The organism is Bradyrhizobium sp. USDA 4472 (assembly GCF_054058595.1).
This window is the reverse complement of sequence record NZ_JBSSAM010000001.1, coordinates 2,731,278-2,748,694: the sequence shown is the minus strand read 5'-3', so window position 1 is coordinate 2,748,694 and position 17,417 is coordinate 2,731,278. Positions and strand designations below refer to the sequence as shown.

Genomic DNA, 17,417 nt, shown 5'->3' with positions numbered 1-17,417 from the left:
TCAGCCCTTGCCCATCGCGGCGATCGCGTCCGCGATCTCGATCGTGCGCCTGGCCATATCCGCGTGCAGGCGCTCCACCATCGCACCGTCGAGGCGGATGGCGCCGCGCGAGACGTTTTCGGGTAGCTCAAATGCCGCGATGATCTTTCGGGCGCGCGCGACTTCCTCTTCGGGCGGCGTGAAGATCACGTTGCAAGCCTCGATCTGGGAGGGATGGATCAGCGTCTTGCCGTCGAAGCCGAGGTCGCGGCCCTGCGCGCATTCGGTGGCAAAGCCGTCGGGGTTGGCGATGTCGCTGTAGGGGCCGTCGAGGATTTCGAGGCCGGCGGCGCGCGTCGCCAGGATGCAATGCGTGATCATCGGGATCATCGCGGCGCGGCCGGGCAGCATCTTGATCCGCGTCTCGCGCGAGATGTCGTTCGGTCCGAACACGAAACCGGCGAGGCGGCTCGCTGGATCGCGACCGGCCTGCGCCAGTTCCTCGGCATGCAACACGGCGCGCGCGGTCTCGATCATGGCCCAGACCTTCACCGTCGGCGCGGCGCCGAGCCCGGCGAGGTCGCGGCCGATGGTCTGGAGATCCTCGATGCTTGAAACTTTTGGAACCAGGATGCCGTCGGGCGAGGCCTTGGCGGCCATCGCGACGTCGTCGGCCCACCATTGCGTGTCGAGCCCGTTGGTCCGGATCAGGATCTCGCGCTTGCCGAACCCTTTTGCGGCGATCGCGGCGGCGATGCCGTCGCGCGCGGCGGCCTTGGCATCGGGAGCAACGGAATCCTCGAGGTCCAGGATCAGGCCGTCGGCAGCCAGATTCCGCGCCTTTTCCAGCGCCCGCGGGTTGGAGCCGGGCATGAACAGATGGCTGCGGCGCGGGCGGGTCATGCTGGCGGTCCTTCCGGTTTCCTCGTCTCTATTCCACCCTCAGCCGATAGCACCCGGCCTGCCTATTCGAAAGGCTTGTTCGTCGCCCGGCTCTATGGTTAGGCATAGGCCATGATCACATTCCCGAAGTCCTTGCTGGAAGGCTACAACGCCTTCGCCACCCAGCGGCTGCCGGCCGAGCAGAACCGCTACCGCGAGCTGTCGGTGAAGGGGCAGTCGCCTGAGGTGATGGTGATCGGCTGTTGCGACAGCCGCGTCTCGCCCGAGGTGATCTTCGACGTCGGACCGGGCGAGCTGTTCGTCGTCCGCAACATCGCCAATCTGGTGCCGACCTACCAGCCTGACGAGAACGCGCACGGCGTCTCGGCCGCGCTGGAATATGCGGTGACCGTGCTGAAGGTGAAGCACATCGTGGTGCTCGGACACGCACAGTGCGGGGGCATCCGCGCCTTCGTCGACAAGATCGAGCCGCTCACGCCCGGCGACTTCATCGGCAAATGGATGCAGATGTTCATCAAGCCCGGCGAAGTCGTCGAGCAGCGCGAGCACGAGACCATGGCGCAATTCGTCGAGCGCATCGAGAAGGCCGCGGTGTTCCGCAGCCTCGAAAACCTCATGACGTTCCCGTTCGTGAGCAAGGCCGTCGAAAGCGGCCAGATGCAGCTGCACGGCGCCTATTTCGGCGTCGCGAAGGGAACGCTGTTCGTGCTGGACAAGGCGACCAAGGAATTCAAGAGCGCGCGCAGCGTAGTGTAGGCTCGGCTCTAGTAGGGTGGGTTAGCCGAAGGCGTAACCCACCTCTTTAGTGTCCTCGGTTGGCGGAAGTGGTGGGTTGCGCTTCGCTAACCCACCCTACGCTTTCTTACGCCGCCTTCTTCTTCGCGCTGATCAGCTTGCGGTTGATCAGGACTTCCGCGATCTGGATCGCGTTGAGGGCTGCACCCTTGCGCAGATTGTCGGACACGCACCACAGCACGAGACCGTTCTCCACCGTCGCGTCCTCGCGGATGCGGCTGATATAGGTCGCGTCCTCACCGGCCGCTTCATACGGCGTGGCGTAGCCGCCGGGCTCCTGCTTGTCGATGACGAGGCAGCCGGGCGCCTTGCGCAGGATCTCGCGGGCTTCGTCGGCGCTGATCGGATTCTCGAACTCGATATTGACCGCCTCGGAATGACCGACGAAGACGGGCACGCGCACGCAGGTGGCAGACAGCTTGATCTTGGGATCAAGAATCTTCTTGGTCTCCGCCATCATCTTCCACTCTTCCTTGGTGTAGCCGTCCTCCATGAAGACGTCGATGTGGGGGATGACGTTGAAGGCGATGCGCTTGGAGAACTTCTTCGCGATCAGCTCGTCATTGGTGTAGACGGCCTTGGTCTGCGAGAACAATTCGTCCATGCCGTCCTTGCCGGCCCCCGACACCGATTGATAGGTCGAGACCACGACGCGCTTGATGTTGGCTTTCTCGTGCAGCGGCTTCAGCGCGACCACGAGCTGGGCGGTCGAGCAGTTCGGGTTGGCGATGATGTTCTTCTTCTTGAAGCCTTCGGTCGCGTCGGCATTCACCTCCGGCACGATCAGCGGCACGTCCGGATCCATGCGCCAGGCCGAGGAATTGTCGATCACGACCGCGCCGGCGGCGCCGATCTTCGGCGACCATTCCTTCGACACCTCGCCGCCCGCCGACATCAGGCAGATGTCGACGTCGGAGAAGTCGAAATGCTCGAGCGCCTTGACCTTCAAAGTGCGGTCGCCATAGGAGACCTCGACGCCCGTGCTGCGGCGTGACGCCAGCGCCACGACCTCGTCCGCGGGGAATTTGCGCTCATCCAGAATGTTGAGCATTTCCCGTCCGACATTGCCGGTCGCGCCGACGACTGCGACTTTGTAACCCATCGTTCACTCTCCGATGAAAAAGCCCGTTCCTGAAGCTGACGCTTAAACAGGAAGAGCAGCGCTTCTATGCGAGAACCGGCCTCAAGACAACGTTGGACCATGCCTGTAGGCCGTGGATGCAATCGCCTGAGGCCAGCACGGCCGTAAGCCCCACCCAGTACCATCTGGCGCTGGCCAATTTCGCCGACGAGGTTGTCGGCACGCTGGCGCGCCTGCTCGCCTATGTGGGGACGCTGGCGCTGTTTGCCATCCTCGCGCTCGCCGGGCTCGGCCAGTTGGCCGACCTGCGTGACGATCAGCCCACCGCGAAGCCCGGCTGGGCCGAGGCGTCCCGGTCGCATCCGGCCTTCGCCCTCAGTCGCCTCGATTCATCAGAGAAAACAGCCTCTTACACGATTCTCAGACATCCCGAAGGGGGCCGGCGCGACGTGATGCGCTGGGCCGGCGATGCCGACAGACCCTTGGCCGAGCTCGAAATCTACCGGGAAGGCAACGAATTCGACGTGACGCAGCCGGCGACATCAGGCCTCGCCGTCCAGATGGGCCTGGATGCGACGACCACGCTCGAGCAGGCCGGCCTGATCGACACCAAGTTCGGCCCCGTCGCCCTGTTCAAGCCGACGGGTACCGCGGACGGGACGCCGTCCTGCCTCGGCTACCTCAAGCGCAACGAGGAGCCGGCGCTGCAGATCTCCGGCTTCACCTGCCAGGGCGATACCATGCCGGCCCGCCGCGCAGCCGTCGCCTGCACCCTGAACCGGCTGACGCTGCTCACCTCGGGTAACGAGCCGAAGCTCGCCGAATTGTTCGCCCATGCGGAGCTGAAGCGCCGCTCCTGCGACGGCACAGGCTCGGCGGACTGGCTGCTGGGCGCTGCGAACGCGCAATTGCGCGGTCCGCTTTGACCCTCAAGTCGCTGGTATCCATGCAACTTTTGCCGATACGCCCGATTATTCCGGCGCGGTGTGACTGAATTGACCTAGTTGCATCCGCCCCGACCGGGCTAGTATGGGGTGAAATCGACTGGCGGCGCGCCGCCTGAAGGGGACGTGATGAGCTCGAATATCTTTGCGGCGAACAAACTGGCGACCTGGCTTGCGGCGGGCGCCGTCATGGCCGTGAGCTTTGCTGCGCCGGCGTCGGCCGACACCAAGACCAAGCCGCGCTATGACGAGCGTGGCCGGCACTATTACGGTCCCGCGGGCCCCAACGCGGTTTACCAGCAGGGCCGAACCCGTATCTATGTGAGCAAGCGCTCCTGGCTCGACGGCGGCACCGAGGTCAATCCGGGCGACCGCAAGTTCAGCGATTACGCCTTCCCGCCGGCCGTGGGTTATCCGTCCTTTGCCCGCGAGAACAACAACCGCCCGATTGATCGCCAGCCGCTGTCGACCCCGGCCGATGTCGGCGGCTATCCGCAGAATTTCCCGCTGTACTGAGCTGGTGTCACGACCGAATCAAAGGGCCGGGCTCATGCCCGGCCTTTTTGTGTTTGGCAGCTGCGTCCGCTTTACGAATTAGCCGCCGGGTCGTAGCGCCGGCAAAACTCTTCGATCGCCTCGGAACGGAAATCCGCAAGGCGCGCGAAGATGAGATCATCGCGCCAATCCCACCAGGCGATGCGGCGCAGGCTTTCCGCGACAGAATCATCGAAGCGCCTGCGGATGAGGCGCGCGGGGACGCCGCCGACAATGGCGTAGGGCGCGACGTCACGGCTGACGACCGCGCCCGCGCCGATGACCGCGCCGTCGCCGACCGTGACGCCCGGCAGCAGGATCGCCCATGGCCGATCCAGACATCATGGCCGACGATGACGCGGTCGCCGCGGCGATCGGCGAAGAAGTCGCGGTCGCGGCTCGCGCTCGCCTCGTAATATTCGGGGACATAGGTGAAGCGATGCTGCGACGGACGGCCCATCGGATGATTGGGCGCGCCGATCCGCACCGAATTGGCGATGGCGGTGAACTTGCCGATGACAGCGTCGGCGACATCGCAGTTTTCGCCGAGATAGGAGTAGTCGCCGAGCGAGGCATATTCGATGCGCGTATGGCTGAGAATCTCGCAGCGCCGCCCGATGTGCGCCTCGCGCTGGCGCACCGTCTCATGGATGATGGTTTCCGCGATCTTGGGGCGGGGTGAGTCCATGAGACGGTTTCCAGGAAGACCGTAGCCTTACGCGTGCAGCTTCTGCAATTCCTTCAGGATCGCTTCGCCCATCTGCGTGGTCGAGGCGGCCGTGGTGCCTTCCGACTTGATGTCGGCGGTGCGCAGGCCACTGGCGAGCACCGCAGCGATCGCGGCATCCACCTTGTCGGCAAGATCGCCCATGTCGAAGGAATAGCGCAGCGCCATGCCGAAGGACGAGATCATCGCGATCGGATTGGCGAGGCCCTTGCCGGCAATGTCGGGCGCCGAACCGTGCACGGGCTCGTACAGCGCCTTGCGCTTCTTGCTCTTCACGTCGACCTCGCCGAGCGAGGCCGAGGGCAGCATGCCGAGCGAGCCCGTCAGCATGGCCGCGATGTCGGACAGCATGTCACCGAAGAGATTGTCGGTGACGATGACGTCGAACTGCTTCGGCCACTTCACCAGCATCATGCCGCCGGAGTCGGCCAGCTGGTGCTCGAGCGTGACATCGGCATATTCGCGCTTGTGAAGCGCGGTCATGACCTCGTTCCAGAGCACGCCCGACTTCATGACGTTGCGCTTCTCCATCGACGTCACCTTGTTCTTGCGCTTCCTGGCAAGCTCGAAGGCGACGCGGCCGATGCGCTCGATCTCATAGGTGTCGTAGACCTGGGTATCGACGGCGCGCTTCTGGCCGTTGCCGAGATCGGTGATGGTCTTGGGCTCGCCGAAATAGACGCCGCCGGTGAGCTCGCGCACGATGACGATGTCGAGGCCCTCGATCGCCTCGCGCTTCAGGCTCGAGGCATCGGCCAGCGCCGGATAGCACATGGCCGGGCGGAGGTTGGCGAACAAAGCGAGATCCTTGCGCAGCCGCAGCAGGCCGGCTTCCGGGCGCACCTCGTAGGGCACGGCATCCCATTTGGGGCCACCGACCGCGCCGAAGATGACGGCATCGGCGGCCAGCGCCTTGGCCATGTCGCCTTCGGAGATCGACACCTTGTGGGCGTCATAGGCCGAACCGCCGACCAGGCCGGTATCGGTCTCGAACTTGGCGATCCCGGCCGAATTGAGCCAATCGATCAGCCGCCTCACCTCGCCCATCACCTCGGGGCCGATACCGTCGCCGGGGAGCAGCAGCAGTTTGTGGGTCGCCATATCAGTTTCCTCTGAGATCGAATTCGGCCGGAGTGCTAGAGCGGCGTTGCGCGCTTGGCAAGACACCATTGCCGCCGCGCGGCTGTGCAAGGAGGGCAGGGCCTGCCACACTGGGCGACGCCGGAGTATCCTTTGCTCGCCCCTGATCGACCCCCGCCCGTCGCGCACCCCGCGCGGCTGATCCTGACCCTGTCGCTGGCCGCAACCGTCGGGCTCGGCATCGGCCGTTTTGCCTATGCGCTGGTGCTGCCTGACATGCGGGAGGATCTCGGCTGGTCCTACTCCGCAGCCGGCTTCATGAACACCATCAACGCCATCGGCTACCTCGTCGGTGCGCTCCTGGCGTCCCGGCTGATCGAGCGCGTCGGCTGGTCGGCGGCGATCCGCTTGGGAACATTGGCCTGCGTCGCCGCGCTCGCCACCTGTGCGCTGACGGGGAATTTCGTCGCGCTGAGCCTCGCCCGTCTCGTGCTGGGCCTCGGCGCGGCGGCCGGCTTCGTCGCCGGCGGCGCGCTGGCCGCCGCAATCGCGCAGTCGCGCCCCGAACGCGCCAATTTCCTGCTGAGCCTGTTTTATGCCGGACCGGGCATCGGCATCCTTTCCTCCGGGCTCATCGCGCCGTTCACGCTGCAGCATTTCGGCCCGGGCTCGTGGTGGATCGTGTGGTGGGCGATGACGCTGCTGTCGGCCGCGATGACCGTGCCGCTGTTCCTGGTCCGGATCGAGAGCGGCGCGCGCTTTTCGGAAGGCGGCCAGGCCGCCTTCGCCGTGCTTCCCGTGCTGATTTATCTGGCCGCCTATTTCCTGTTCGGCGCCGGCTACATCGCCTACATGACCTTCATGATCGCCTATGTCCGCGACGGCGGCGGCGGCGCGCAGGCACAAGCCGCATTCTGGGGCCTGATCGGCATGAGCGCCTTCGTGACGCCCTGGGCCTGGCGCCGCGTGCTCGCGCTCGACCGCGGCGGCCTCGCCACCGCGATCATCCTCGGCACCAACGCCATCGGCGCCGGCCTGCCGATGCTCGGCCATTCGACGGGCTGGCTCGCGGTCTCGGCGGTGGTGTTCGGCGTCGCCTTCTTCGCCGTGGTCGGCTCGACCACCGCCTTCGTGCGCTTCAACTATCCGCCGCAGATGTGGCCGACCGCGATCGCGGCCATGACGATCGCGTTCGGTGTCGGGCAGACGCTGGGGCCGATCGTGGTCGGCGCGATCACGGATGCGCTGGGAAACCTGAGCTACGCGCTCAATGTGTCGGCGGCGCTGCTGGCGCTGGGGGCGGTGCTGGCGTTGTGCCAGCGGAAGGTGGGGCCGAAGGCGGCGAATGGGAAATAGCGTCTCCCTACTCGCCGTATCAACTCCCGCTATACGAATTATACCCCTGGTCTTCCCAATACCCGCCCTTGTAGTCGTTGGTGACTTCCATCGAGATCACGTATTTCGGGTTCTTGAAGCCGAGTTTCGTGGGCACGCGGATCTTCATCGGGAAGCCGTAGGCGCGCGGCAGAATCTCGTTCGCATATTTGAACGTCATCTGCGTCTGCGGATGCAGCGCGGTGCGCATGTCCAAAGGTGAATTGTAGCCGTCCTTGTCGGCGCACTGGAACCAGACATATTTCGCCCGGGTGTCGGCGCCGACGAGCTTGAGGAAATCGCGCAACGGCGTGCCGGTCCAGCTGCCGATCGCGCTCCAGCCTTCGACACAGATGTGACGGGTGATTTGCGTGACCTGCGGCAGCTTGTAGAGCTCCTGAAGCGTCCACGATTTCTTGACGTCGACGAGGCCGCGCACCTCGAGCTTCCAGTCGTCGCCATCGACGTCGGGCGCGTCATCGAGATCGTAATAGGCGTTGAACGGGAACGGCTTCGTGATCGCGCTCTCGGGAAATGTCGGCGCCAGCGCATCGGGGTTGAAGATGAAATCCTGCACGGCGTCGTTGAATTTCGAGATCCTGGTCAGCAGGGCATCGGCCGAGGACGAATCGACCACGTCACAGCCGGTGAGCAGCGTCAGCGCCCCCAAGCTGGCGCCGCCCGCGATGAAGCGGCGGCGGGTGAGATCAGGCATCACCTTGAGGGAGTCCTTGATCAGCAGCCGCTTGTCGACGCCGGGGATCAGGAATGAAGGTTTGGCCATGTCTCTCTCCTCAGCGACCGATGATCATCGCGCGCAAGCTCTTCGGCACCAACAGCGCGAGCAACACATGAACGACGAGGAAGGCGCAGATCGCGGCCATGCAGAAGAAATGCACGTAACGCGCGGTCGGATAATCGCCGAACAATGTCACCAGCCAATGCAACTGCACCGGTTTCCACATCGACAGGCCCGACAGCACGATCAGCACGCCGACAACGATGATGCCGGCATAGAGCGTCCGCTGCACGTAATTGTAGACGCTGAGATCGTCATGGCCGAGCTTGAAGGTCAGGGCCGCCCTGACGTCGCCAAGCACGCCCGAGGGCGTGATCGGCAGCAGCTTCTTGGCGAAGCGGCCGGATGCGAAACCCGTGACGAGATACGCGAGGCCGTTGATCATCAACAGCCACATCGCCGCAAAATGCCAAAGCAGGGCGCCGCCGAGCCAGCCACCCAGCGTGTACTCGCGCGGAAAGCTGAAACCGAACAGCGGCGAGGCATTGTAGATCTGCCAGCCGGAGAGGATCATCAGGATCATGGCAAATGCATTGGTCCAGTGCATGACCCGGACCCAGACCGGCTGGATCACCTTGGCCTTGGCGGCGCTGACCTGCTCGTCGGTCACTGTGAGGCTCGACATGATGGTTCCGTCCTGAACATCGTCTGCTACCGAATATACGCCGATGCTTCCGCTTTCGTTACGCCGGCCGGCCAACCGAATCGCCGGGCATTCCGGTCACAATAAAGCGAGCCGGGTCTCCCCGGCTCGCTGTTTCGCCGCATCCTCCGGGGGATGAAACAGAGGTATCCGGTGTTACGTCGCCGGCATCAGCACGGTATCGACCACATGGATCACGCCGTTCGACTGGTTGACGTTGGAGATCGTCACCATCGAGGTGCCGCCCTTGGCGTCGACGATCCAGACCTTGCCGTCCTGCTTCTTGACGGTGAGTTCCTCGCCCTCGGCCGTCTTCAGCTTCTTGCCGTCGGTGAGGTCGGAGGCCTCCAGCTTGCCGGGCACGACATGATAGGTGAGGATCTTGGTCAGGGTCGCCTTGTTCTCGGGCTTGACCAGGGTGTCGACGGTGCCGGCCGGCAGCTTGCCGAAGGCGGCGTTGGTCGGCGCGAACACCGTGAACGGGCCCTTGCCTTCGAGCGTCGGCACCAGGCCGGCCGCTTTCACGGCCGCCACCAGCGTGGTGTGGTCCTTCGAATTGACGGCGTTCTGGACGATGTTCTTCGAGGGGAACATCGCGGCGCCGCCGACCATGACGGTCTTTTCCTCGGCCCGGGCGGGCGCGATGACAGCAGCGGTGACGGCCAGCGCGCTGAAGGCAGCGGCGGTGAGATAGGCAATGCGCTTCGACATGGAGACACTCCCGATTGAATGGTGACCGGCAATGGCCGGCGCTTGAGTTGGGGCAACAACGGTGGCTGCGGCCTGCTGTGAGCGGGAAGAAGCCGCGCCGTCGTTGGCCGAACTACGGGAGGTTTGCGATGCGGTTTCGAACAAAAATTCTTTGTGATGCGTGAAACCGTGCGGCGGCGTGTCCGTATGGTGGACCCACCGTCATTGCGAGGAGCTCGCGACAAGATTGCGCAGCAATTTTGCGCAGATGCGACGAAGCAATCCAGACCGTCTCCGCACAGTTCTGGATTGCTTCGCTTCGCTCGCAACGACGAACTCGGCTGCGACCCTGGCTCAATCCCTGTTGTTCGGCGTCTGAATAAACCCGCGATTATGCGTCGGGCTGATCAGGAGCTCGTTGATGCAGACGCGCGGCGGCATGCTGGCGATGAATGCGATGGTGCGACCGAGGTCCTCGGATTGCAGCATCTTCGCCTGCTCCTCCTCGCTCGGCACCACCGGCCGCAGCTTCAGGATCGGCGTGGCGACCTCGCCCGGCATCAGGCAGCAGGCGCGCAGACCGTTGACGCATTCGTCCATGTTGAAGGAATGGGTCAGCGCCAGCACCGCGTGCTTGGTGGTGGTGTAGGCCGGGCCCGGCATCTTCGAGACGTGGCGGCCGGCCCAGGACGAGACGTTGATGATCGAGCCGTCCTGCTGCTTGCGCATCGTCGGCAGCACCGCGCGCATGCAATAGAGCACGCCGTTGAGATTGACCTGGACGAGCTTGTCCCAGCCCTCCAGTTCCATGTGCTCCCAGCTGCGCCTGGGCACGTTGATGCCGGCATTGTTCACAAGCAGATCGATCCGGCCATGCTTCGCGACGATGTGATCGGCCGCCTTCTGGGCCGCGGCCGCATCGGACACATCCAGCGCCAGCGCCTCGGCCACTCCGCCCGCCCCGGCGATCTTCGCGACCACCGCATCCAGGGCTGACTGCCGGCGGCCGGACACCACCACCGTCCAGCCGTCGGCCGCGAGCGCCGCGGCGCCGGCCTCCCCGATCCCGCTGCCGCCGCCCGTAACCCAGGCCACGCGTTTCCCTGATCTGGTCATGCAAACTGTCTCCGTTGCTTCATTGGGGCGGTTTTTGCTAATCCAGCCCTCGGTTTTGACCGGCCTTGTTGCCTTGCGGTCGAGGAAATCTTGCATGAACCAAGCAGCCAACGCCAACCTGTTTTCCCGCCTGTTCGACGGCCTGGACGACCCCAAACGCCTCGCCATCGAGACGCAGGACGGCGCCCATATCAGCTATGGCGATCTGATCGCGCGGGCCGGCCAGATGGCGAATGTGCTGGTCGCGCGCGGCGTGAAGCCCGGCGATCGCGTCGCGGTGCAGGTGGAAAAATCCGTGGCGAACATCGTGCTCTATCTCGCCACGGTCAGGGCCGGCGCGGTCTATCTGCCGCTGAACACGGCCTATACGCTGAACGAGCTCGATTACTTCATCGGCGATGCCGAACCGTCGCTGGTGGTCTGCGATCCCGCCAAGGCCGAGGGCCTCGCTCCGATCGCCGCCAAGGTGAAGGCCAAGGTCGAGACGCTCGGGGCCGACGGCAAGGGTTCGCTGACGGAAGCAGCCGACAAGGCGAGCAGCGAATTTGCGACCGTCTCGCGCGCCAACGACGATCTCGCCGCGATCCTCTACACCTCAGGCACCACCGGCCGCTCCAAGGGCGCGATGCTGACGCATGATAACCTCGCGTCGAACTCGCTCTCGCTGGTCGGCTACTGGCGCTTCACCGACGAGGACGTGCTGATCCACGCGCTGCCGATCTACCATACCCACGGCCTGTTCGTGGCGACCAACGTGACGCTGTTTTCGCGCGCGTCGATGATCTTCCTGCCGAAGCTCGATCCGGACCTGATCATCAAATTGATGGCGCGCGCCACTGTGCTGATGGGCGTGCCGACCTTCTACACGCGACTGCTTCAGAACCCTGCGCTGTCGCGCGAAACCACGAAGCACATGCGCCTGTTCATCTCCGGCTCGGCGCCGCTGCTGGCCGAGACCCATCGCGAATGGTCGGCGCGCACCGGCCACGCCGTGCTCGAGCGCTACGGCATGACCGAGACCAACATGAACACGTCGAACCCCTACGACGGCGAGCGCGTGCCCGGCGCGGTCGGCTTCCCGCTGCCCGGCGTCTCGTTGCGCGTCACCGAGCCCGAGACCGGCAAGGAATTGCCGCGGGAGGAGATCGGCATGATCGAGGTGAAGGGCCCGAACGTGTTCAAGGGCTATTGGCGCATGCCCGAGAAGACCAAATCGGAATTCCGGCCCGACGGCTTCTTCATCACCGGCGACCTCGGCAAGATCGACGACAAGGGCTATGTCCACATTTTGGGTCGCGGCAAGGATCTGGTGATATCAGGCGGATTCAACGTGTATCCGAAGGAGATCGAGAGCGAGATCGACGCCATGCCCGGCGTGGTCGAATCCGCCGTGATCGGCGTGCCCCATGCCGACTTTGGTGAAGGCGTCACGGCCGTGCTGGTCTGCAACAAGGGCGCCGACGTGACGGAGGCCGCCGTGCTGCAGGCACTCGACGGCCGGCTCGCAAAATTCAAGATGCCCAAGCGCGTCTTCGTCGTCGACGAGCTGCCGCGCAACACCATGGGCAAGGTGCAGAAGAACATTCTGCGCGATAAGTACAAGGATATTTACGCGAACAAGTGAGGGCGGAGCACGCAATCCGTAGGGTGGGTCAGCCGAAGGCGTAACCCACCGCTTTGATCTCCGCGGTGGCAGAAGTGGTGGGTTACGCTGCGCTAACCCACCCTACGATGCCAGCGTTTACTGCCCGCCCACCAAACTCATCGCAAACCGGCTGCCGACGATAAACAGGTAGCACCCGAACGCGACTTCCAGCGTGCGCTTCGACATCGCATGCGCGGCTTTCACGCCGAGTGGCGCGGTGACGAGGCTCGTCGGCATCACCAGCACGGCGCCGATCAGGGAGACATAGCCGAGGGCGAACGGGATCTGCAGCGCTGCAACGGATGGATAGGTCGTCGCAGCCGGCCAGCCGGCATAGATGTAGCCAAGCGCGCCGGGGATGGAGATCAACACTGCCAGCGCCGACGAGGTCGCCACCGCCTGATGGATCGGGCGGCCATAGAAGGTCATGAGCAAGTTCGAGAACAGGCCGCCGCCGATGCCCATCAATGTCGAGAGGATGCCGACGCAAAAACCGTAAGCGCGCATCAAGGGGCCGTCGGGCAGGTCGTCACCGAATTTCCACCCCTCGCGCGCGAGGATGAGGCGAGCTGCGGCGGAATACGCGACCGCGACGAACACGATCTTGAACAGCCGCTCCGGCGCGTAGCGCGCGACGACGCTCCCTGCGACGACGCCGATGATGATCGGCAGCCACCACACGCGCAGGATCGTCATGTCGACCGCGCCGCGCTTGTAATGCGCCTGGAACGAACGGATCGAGGTCGGAATGATCACCGCGAGCGACGTTCCGACACACAGCGGCATGCGCACTTCGAGCGGCACGCCCGCGATACGAAAGCATTCGTAAAACACCGGCACGAGAATCGCGCCGCCGCCGATGCCGAAGACGCCGGCCAGAAAACCGGACAGCGCACCTGTTGCGATCAGCAGCAGCGCGAGCTCGGCGATCTCCTTGATATCCAGACCTGCGATCACCCGACTGCCCCTCGTCGCGAGCGTTCCGATTCGTGCGTTCGGAATGAGCTGCTGTTTCGAGCTTTAGGCGATCCAGTTGGCGCGGTCGACACGCCGGACCGGCCGTCTGGGGTGGAGTGCAGGATGCGCCTATGCTCCGGGCGGCGGGCCGAGCGATGACGAGCGCCAGGAACTGACTGGTTTGAACGACGGCAGCCGATCGGGCGCTCGGAGCCGTTCCACTAGTGATTTCAATGTGCCTCGACCGCCAGGGAAACCATGAATCTTTGTTCGCTACTTTAACGGTACGCCACCCAACTGGTATACCAAGGCCCTGATTGGTCTTGGTTCATCAACGGCCTAGAGCTGAACGCCGGTTCGATTTATGGCGATTTGGTGATTGCGCAGGCCAAATCGACTCCGTAAATAGAGCCGACCTTTCGCGATCCCCGCGCGCGCCCTGCCGGGCCGCCATAGACACCAAAAGCCCATGACCGCACGGATCGAACGACCGCTTTCACCACACATGCAAGTCTACCGCTGGACCCTGACGATGGCGCTGTCCATCGTCCATCGCGCCACCGGTATCGCCCTCTACGTCGGAACCGTGCTGCTGGTCTGGTGGCTGGTCGCGGCGGCTTCGGGCCCGGCGGCCTACGCCAACGTGCAGGCCTTCACCGGGAGCATCATCGGCCGGCTGATCGTATTCGGCTACACTTGGGCGCTGATGCACCATATGTTGAGCGGCATCCGGCACTTCGTGTGGGACCTCGGCTACGGCTTCAAGGCCAATGAACGCGAAGCGCTGACCTGGGGCGCGCTGATCGGCGGCATCGCCCTGACGGTACTGGTCTGGATCATCGCCTACGCGATCGGAGGTGGACGATGAGCACAGCCGACACCCCGAAGCGCAGCATGCGCACCCCGCTCGGCCGCGTCCGTAGTCTCGGCGCCGCGCATTCGGGTACATCCGATTTCTGGCGCCAGCGCATCACTGCCGTCGCCATGACCCTGCTGATGATCCCGGTGCTGGTGATCATCATGATGTTGCTCGGCCGCAACCAGGCCGGCGCCGCGCAGATCCTCTCGTCGCTTCCCGTCGCCCTCATCCTGTTGCTCTTCATCATCGCCAGCGCCTGGCACATGAAGATCGGCATGCAGGTCGTGATCGAGGACTATGTCCATAACGAGAAGCTGAAGCTCATCTCGATCATGCTCAACAATTTCTTCTCGATCGCCGTGGCGCTCGCCTCGACCTATGCGATCCTGAAACTTTCATCGGGAGTGTAACCCATGGCCACCGAGACGAATGGCAAGGGCAACGACGCTCCCGCCACCAACGGCAAAGCCTATCCGATCGAAGACCATACCTACGACGTCGTCGTGGTCGGCGCCGGCGGCGCGGGCCTGCGCGCCGTCGTCGGCTGCAGCGAAGCCGGCCTTCGCACCGCCTGCATCACCAAGGTGTTTCCGACCCGCTCGCACACGGTCGCTGCGCAAGGCGGCATCTCGGCCTCGCTCGGCAACATGCACAAGGACGACTGGCGCTGGCACATGTACGACACCGTGAAGGGGTCGGACTGGCTCGGCGACCAGGACGCGATCGAATACATGGTGCGCAACGCGCCCGAGGCGGTCTACGAGCTCGAGCACTGGGGCGTGCCCTTCTCGCGCACCGAGGACGGCAAGATCTACCAGCGTCCGTTCGGCGGCATGACCATGGACTACGGCAAGGGCCAGGCGCAGCGCACCTGCGCCGCCGCCGACCGCACCGGTCACGCCATGCTGCACACGATGTACGGCCAATCGCTGCGTCACGCGGCCGAGTTCTTCATCGAGTTCTTCGCCATCGATTTGATCATGGACGACCAGGGCACCTGCCGCGGCGTCATCGCGCTCAAGCTCGACGACGGCACGCTGCACCGCTTCCGCGCCCAGACCGTCATTCTCGCCACCGGCGGCTACGGCCGTGCCTACGCCTCCTGCACCTCGGCGCACACCTGCACCGGTGACGGCGGCGGCATGGTGCTGCGCGCCGGCCTGCCGATGCAGGACATGGAGTTCGTGCAGTTCCATCCGACCGGCATCTACGGCTCGGGCTGCCTCGTCACCGAGGGAGCGCGCGGCGAGGGCGGCTATCTCGTCAACTCCGAGGGCGAGCGCTTCATGGAGCGCTACGCGCCGTCGGCGAAGGACCTCGCCTCGCGCGACGTGGTCTCGCGCGCGATGACCATCGAGATCCGCGAAGGCCGCGGCGTCGGCAAGAAGAAGGACCACATCTTCCTGCATCTCGACCATCTCGATCCCTCGGTGCTCGCCGAGCGCCTGCCCGGCATCTCCGAATCCGCAAAGATCTTCGCCAATGTCGACGTGACGCGCGAGCCGATCCCGATCGTGCCGACCGTGCATTACAACATGGGCGGCATTCCCACGAACTATCACGGCGAAGTGCTGACCAAGAAGGATGGCGACGACAATGCCATCATCCCCGGCCTGATGGCGATCGGCGAAGCGGCTTGCGTTTCCGTGCACGGCGCCAACCGGCTCGGCTCGAACTCGCTGATCGACCTCGTCGTGTTCGGCCGCGCCGCAGCGCTCCGTCTCGCCGAGAAGCTGACGCCGAACGCCAAGCAGCCCGAGCTTCCGGCGAACTCGGCCGACCTCGCGCTCGGCCGCCTCGATCATTATCGCTACGCCTCCGGCGGCACGCCGACCGCGAAGTTGCGTGAAGGCATGCAGCACGTCATGCAGAACAATTGCGCCGTGTTCCGCACCGGCGAGGTGCTGAGTGAGGGTCAGAACCTGATCGCGAAGGTCCACAGCGGAATTACCGACATCGCCGTGTCCGACCGATCGCTGGTATGGAACTCGGATCTCGTCGAAACGCTGGAGTTCGACAATCTGATCTCGCAGGCGGTGGTGACGATGAACTCGGCCGCCAACCGCACCGAGAGCCGCGGCGCCCATGCGCGCGAGGACTTCTCCGAGCGCGACGACAAGAACTGGATGAAGCACACGCTGGCCTGGCTCGACGACAACGGCAAGGTCAAGATCGAGTATCGCCCGGTTCACGACTACACCATGACCAACGACGTGCAGTACATCCCGCCCAAAGCTCGCGTCTACTAAGCGGCGCGCGTGTACTGAGCATTGCTTGTCGTTGCCGGGCTTGACCCGGCAATCCATCCCCCGAAGATGGATGCGCGGGTCAAGCCCGCGCATGACGGAAGAAACCAGAGGCAGGACTTATGGTTGAATTCGCACTTCCGAAGAACTCGAAAATCACCGGCGGCAAGACCTGGCCGAAGCCCGCGGGCGCGACCGACGTTCGCGAATTCCGCGTCTATCGCTGGAATCCCGACGACGGCAAGAATCCGAGCGTCGACACCTATTACGTCGACACCAATGATTGCGGTCCGATGGTGCTGGACGGCCTGATCTGGATCAAGAACCACATCGATCCGTCGCTGACCTTCCGCCGCTCCTGCCGCGAAGGCGTCTGCGGCTCCTGCGCCATGAACATCGACGGCCAGAACACGCTGGCCTGTACCCGCTCGATGCACGACGTGAAGGACGGCGCGGTGAAGATCAACCCGCTGCCGCACCAGCCGGTCGTGAAGGACCTGGTTCCCGACCTGACCAATTTCTACGCGCAATACGCCTCGGTCGAGCCGTGGCTGAAGACGACCTCGCCGACGCCGCAGAAGGAATGGCGCCAGAGCCACGAGGACCGCGAGAAGCTCGACGGCCTCTACGAGTGCATCCTGTGCGCCTGCTGCTCGACCTCTTGCCCGAGCTATTGGTGGAACAGCGACCGCTATCTCGGCCCCGCCGCCCTGCTTCAGGCCAACCGCTGGGTGTCTGATTCGCGCGACGAGGCCACCGGCGAGCGGCTCGACAATCTCGAGGACCCGTTCCGGCTCTATCGCTGCCACACCATCATGAACTGCGCCAAGGCCTGCCCGAAGGGGCTGAACCCGGCCGAGGCCATCGCCGAGCTCAAGCTCAAGATGGTCGAGCGCCAGATCTAGGGCACTTTCTGCGCTATAGCCCCGGCCGGAAGGCCGGGGCGTGCCCCGAGCGGAACGATTTCAGGGAAAATTTTCCTCATCGCGCTGCACGCGCGAACCGGTGAACCACAACCTCCAGCTCCGCACAAGCCGCTTCCGTC

17 protein-coding genes and 1 pseudogene are annotated in these 17,417 nt (G+C 64.3%); 9 read left to right on the top strand and 9 right to left on the bottom strand.

Annotated elements, in window-relative coordinates; translation table 11 throughout:
- Window positions 1-882 carry an HpcH/HpaI aldolase/citrate lyase family protein gene (locus tag ACVWZ4_RS12560; protein WP_456740412.1) on the bottom strand — a complete coding sequence of 294 codons (882 nt, stop codon included), beginning with the start codon at window positions 880-882 and terminating at the stop codon, window positions 1-3.
- A 111-nt stretch (window positions 883-993) separates the two neighbouring features.
- Between ACVWZ4_RS12560 and ACVWZ4_RS12555 the strand changes: the two genes are divergently transcribed.
- Window positions 994-1,638 (top strand): carbonic anhydrase, encoded by a 645-nt coding sequence (locus tag ACVWZ4_RS12555; RefSeq protein ID WP_456700329.1) that lies wholly within the window; start codon window positions 994-996, stop codon window positions 1,636-1,638.
- A 106-nt stretch (window positions 1,639-1,744) separates the two neighbouring features.
- On the opposite strand, the gene ACVWZ4_RS12550 is transcribed toward ACVWZ4_RS12555, so the two are convergent.
- Entirely contained in the window at window positions 1,745-2,779 is a 1,035-nt protein-coding gene (locus ACVWZ4_RS12550; RefSeq protein ID WP_092233880.1) for an aspartate-semialdehyde dehydrogenase, read from the bottom strand.
- A 116-nt stretch (window positions 2,780-2,895) separates the two neighbouring features.
- Between ACVWZ4_RS12550 and ACVWZ4_RS12545 the strand changes: the two genes are divergently transcribed.
- Together ACVWZ4_RS12545 and ACVWZ4_RS12540 are read left to right on the top strand one after the other, a co-directional pair.
- Complete coding sequence (locus ACVWZ4_RS12545) at window positions 2,896-3,684, top strand: hypothetical protein (protein ID WP_456740411.1); 789 nt, start codon at window positions 2,896-2,898, stop codon at window positions 3,682-3,684.
- 147 nt (window positions 3,685-3,831) lie between these two features.
- Entirely contained in the window at window positions 3,832-4,218 is a 387-nt protein-coding gene (locus ACVWZ4_RS12540) for a hypothetical protein (protein WP_456700331.1), read from the top strand.
- A gap of 71 nt (window positions 4,219-4,289) precedes the next feature.
- On the opposite strand, the pseudogene ACVWZ4_RS12535 reads toward ACVWZ4_RS12540, so the two are convergent.
- Together ACVWZ4_RS12535 and leuB are read right to left on the bottom strand one after the other, a co-directional pair.
- A pseudogene (locus ACVWZ4_RS12535) lies at window positions 4,290-4,924 on the bottom strand (DapH/DapD/GlmU-related protein).
- Window positions 4,925-4,951: 27 nt separating this feature from the next.
- A complete protein-coding gene (leuB, locus tag ACVWZ4_RS12530; protein ID WP_456700333.1) occupies window positions 4,952-6,064 on the bottom strand; it encodes a 3-isopropylmalate dehydrogenase in 1,113 nt (370 codons plus the stop codon).
- Window positions 6,065-6,196: 132 nt separating this feature from the next.
- Between leuB and ACVWZ4_RS12525 the strand changes: the two genes are divergently transcribed.
- Window positions 6,197-7,399 carry a YbfB/YjiJ family MFS transporter gene (locus tag ACVWZ4_RS12525; RefSeq protein ID WP_456740410.1) on the top strand — a complete coding sequence of 401 codons (1,203 nt, stop codon included), beginning with the start codon at window positions 6,197-6,199 and terminating at the stop codon, window positions 7,397-7,399.
- A gap of 19 nt (window positions 7,400-7,418) precedes the next feature.
- Here the strand turns inward: ACVWZ4_RS12525 and ACVWZ4_RS12520 are convergent, their stop codons facing one another.
- The 4 genes from ACVWZ4_RS12520 to ACVWZ4_RS12505 all read right to left on the bottom strand — a co-directional run bounded on the left by ACVWZ4_RS12520 (window position 7,419) and on the right by ACVWZ4_RS12505 (window position 10,665).
- Entirely contained in the window at window positions 7,419-8,201 is a 783-nt protein-coding gene (locus ACVWZ4_RS12520; RefSeq protein ID WP_456740409.1) for a molybdopterin-binding protein, read from the bottom strand.
- Between the two features lie 10 nt (window positions 8,202-8,211).
- On the bottom strand, window positions 8,212-8,841 hold the full coding sequence (locus ACVWZ4_RS12515; protein WP_456736871.1) for a cytochrome b/b6 domain-containing protein: 630 nt from the start codon (window positions 8,839-8,841) through the stop codon (window positions 8,212-8,214).
- 174 nt (window positions 8,842-9,015) lie between these two features.
- Window positions 9,016-9,570 (bottom strand): fasciclin domain-containing protein, encoded by a 555-nt coding sequence (locus ACVWZ4_RS12510; RefSeq protein WP_456736870.1) that lies wholly within the window; start codon window positions 9,568-9,570, stop codon window positions 9,016-9,018.
- Between the two features lie 333 nt (window positions 9,571-9,903).
- Entirely contained in the window at window positions 9,904-10,665 is a 762-nt protein-coding gene (locus ACVWZ4_RS12505) for an SDR family oxidoreductase (protein WP_456740408.1), read from the bottom strand.
- A 94-nt stretch (window positions 10,666-10,759) separates the two neighbouring features.
- Between ACVWZ4_RS12505 and ACVWZ4_RS12500 the strand changes: the two genes are divergently transcribed.
- Window positions 10,760-12,289 carry a malonate--CoA ligase gene (locus ACVWZ4_RS12500; RefSeq protein ID WP_456740407.1) on the top strand — a complete coding sequence of 510 codons (1,530 nt, stop codon included), beginning with the start codon at window positions 10,760-10,762 and terminating at the stop codon, window positions 12,287-12,289.
- A gap of 117 nt (window positions 12,290-12,406) precedes the next feature.
- On the opposite strand, the gene ACVWZ4_RS12495 is transcribed toward ACVWZ4_RS12500, so the two are convergent.
- On the bottom strand, window positions 12,407-13,267 hold the full coding sequence (locus tag ACVWZ4_RS12495) for a sulfite exporter TauE/SafE family protein (protein WP_456740406.1): 861 nt from the start codon (window positions 13,265-13,267) through the stop codon (window positions 12,407-12,409).
- Between the two features lie 469 nt (window positions 13,268-13,736).
- Here ACVWZ4_RS12495 and sdhC point away from each other — a divergent pair, with 469 nt between their 5' ends.
- From sdhC to ACVWZ4_RS12475, 4 genes are all read left to right on the top strand, one after another.
- Window positions 13,737-14,135 carry a succinate dehydrogenase, cytochrome b556 subunit gene (gene sdhC, locus ACVWZ4_RS12490; RefSeq protein ID WP_456700341.1) on the top strand — a complete coding sequence of 133 codons (399 nt, stop codon included), beginning with the start codon at window positions 13,737-13,739 and terminating at the stop codon, window positions 14,133-14,135.
- Entirely contained in the window at window positions 14,132-14,536 is a 405-nt protein-coding gene (sdhD, locus tag ACVWZ4_RS12485) for a succinate dehydrogenase, hydrophobic membrane anchor protein (RefSeq protein ID WP_092233842.1), read from the top strand. The genes sdhC and sdhD overlap by 4 nt, the downstream gene beginning before the upstream one ends.
- Window positions 14,537-14,539: 3 nt before the next feature.
- On the top strand, window positions 14,540-16,375 hold the full coding sequence (gene sdhA / locus ACVWZ4_RS12480; RefSeq protein ID WP_456700343.1) for a succinate dehydrogenase flavoprotein subunit: 1,836 nt from the start codon (window positions 14,540-14,542) through the stop codon (window positions 16,373-16,375).
- 119 nt (window positions 16,376-16,494) lie between these two features.
- The gene (locus ACVWZ4_RS12475) at window positions 16,495-17,277 is read left to right on the top strand and encodes a succinate dehydrogenase iron-sulfur subunit (protein WP_027533258.1); all 783 of its coding nucleotides are present in this window, start codon (window positions 16,495-16,497) and stop codon (window positions 17,275-17,277) included.
- The last annotated feature ends 140 nt before the right edge of the window (window positions 17,278-17,417 follow it).

Excerpts from the sequence above, each read along its gene's own strand:
- ACVWZ4_RS12560 (WP_456740412.1), bottom strand. The coding sequence starts at position 882 with ATGACCCGCCCGCGCCGCAGCCATCTGTTCATGCCCGGCTCCAACCCG.
- ACVWZ4_RS12555 (WP_456700329.1), top strand. The coding sequence starts at position 994 with ATGATCACATTCCCGAAGTCCTTGCTGGAAGGCTACAACGCCTTCGCC.
- ACVWZ4_RS12550 (WP_092233880.1), bottom strand. The coding sequence starts at position 2,779 with ATGGGTTACAAAGTCGCAGTCGTCGGCGCGACCGGCAATGTCGGACGG.
- ACVWZ4_RS12545 (WP_456740411.1), top strand. The coding sequence starts at position 2,896 with ATGCAATCGCCTGAGGCCAGCACGGCCGTAAGCCCCACCCAGTACCAT.
- ACVWZ4_RS12540 (WP_456700331.1), top strand. The coding sequence starts at position 3,832 with ATGAGCTCGAATATCTTTGCGGCGAACAAACTGGCGACCTGGCTTGCG.
- leuB (WP_456700333.1), bottom strand. The coding sequence starts at position 6,064 with ATGGCGACCCACAAACTGCTGCTGCTCCCCGGCGACGGTATCGGCCCC.
- ACVWZ4_RS12520 (WP_456740409.1), bottom strand. The coding sequence starts at position 8,201 with ATGGCCAAACCTTCATTCCTGATCCCCGGCGTCGACAAGCGGCTGCTG.
- ACVWZ4_RS12515 (WP_456736871.1), bottom strand. The coding sequence starts at position 8,841 with ATGTCGAGCCTCACAGTGACCGACGAGCAGGTCAGCGCCGCCAAGGCC.
- ACVWZ4_RS12510 (WP_456736870.1), bottom strand. The coding sequence starts at position 9,570 with ATGTCGAAGCGCATTGCCTATCTCACCGCCGCTGCCTTCAGCGCGCTG.
- ACVWZ4_RS12505 (WP_456740408.1), bottom strand. The coding sequence starts at position 10,665 with ATGACCAGATCAGGGAAACGCGTGGCCTGGGTTACGGGCGGCGGCAGC.
- ACVWZ4_RS12500 (WP_456740407.1), top strand. The coding sequence starts at position 10,760 with ATGAACCAAGCAGCCAACGCCAACCTGTTTTCCCGCCTGTTCGACGGC.
- sdhC (WP_456700341.1), top strand. The coding sequence starts at position 13,737 with ATGACCGCACGGATCGAACGACCGCTTTCACCACACATGCAAGTCTAC.
- sdhD (WP_092233842.1), top strand. The coding sequence starts at position 14,132 with ATGAGCACAGCCGACACCCCGAAGCGCAGCATGCGCACCCCGCTCGGC.
- sdhA (WP_456700343.1), top strand. The coding sequence starts at position 14,540 with ATGGCCACCGAGACGAATGGCAAGGGCAACGACGCTCCCGCCACCAAC.
- ACVWZ4_RS12475 (WP_027533258.1), top strand. The coding sequence starts at position 16,495 with ATGGTTGAATTCGCACTTCCGAAGAACTCGAAAATCACCGGCGGCAAG.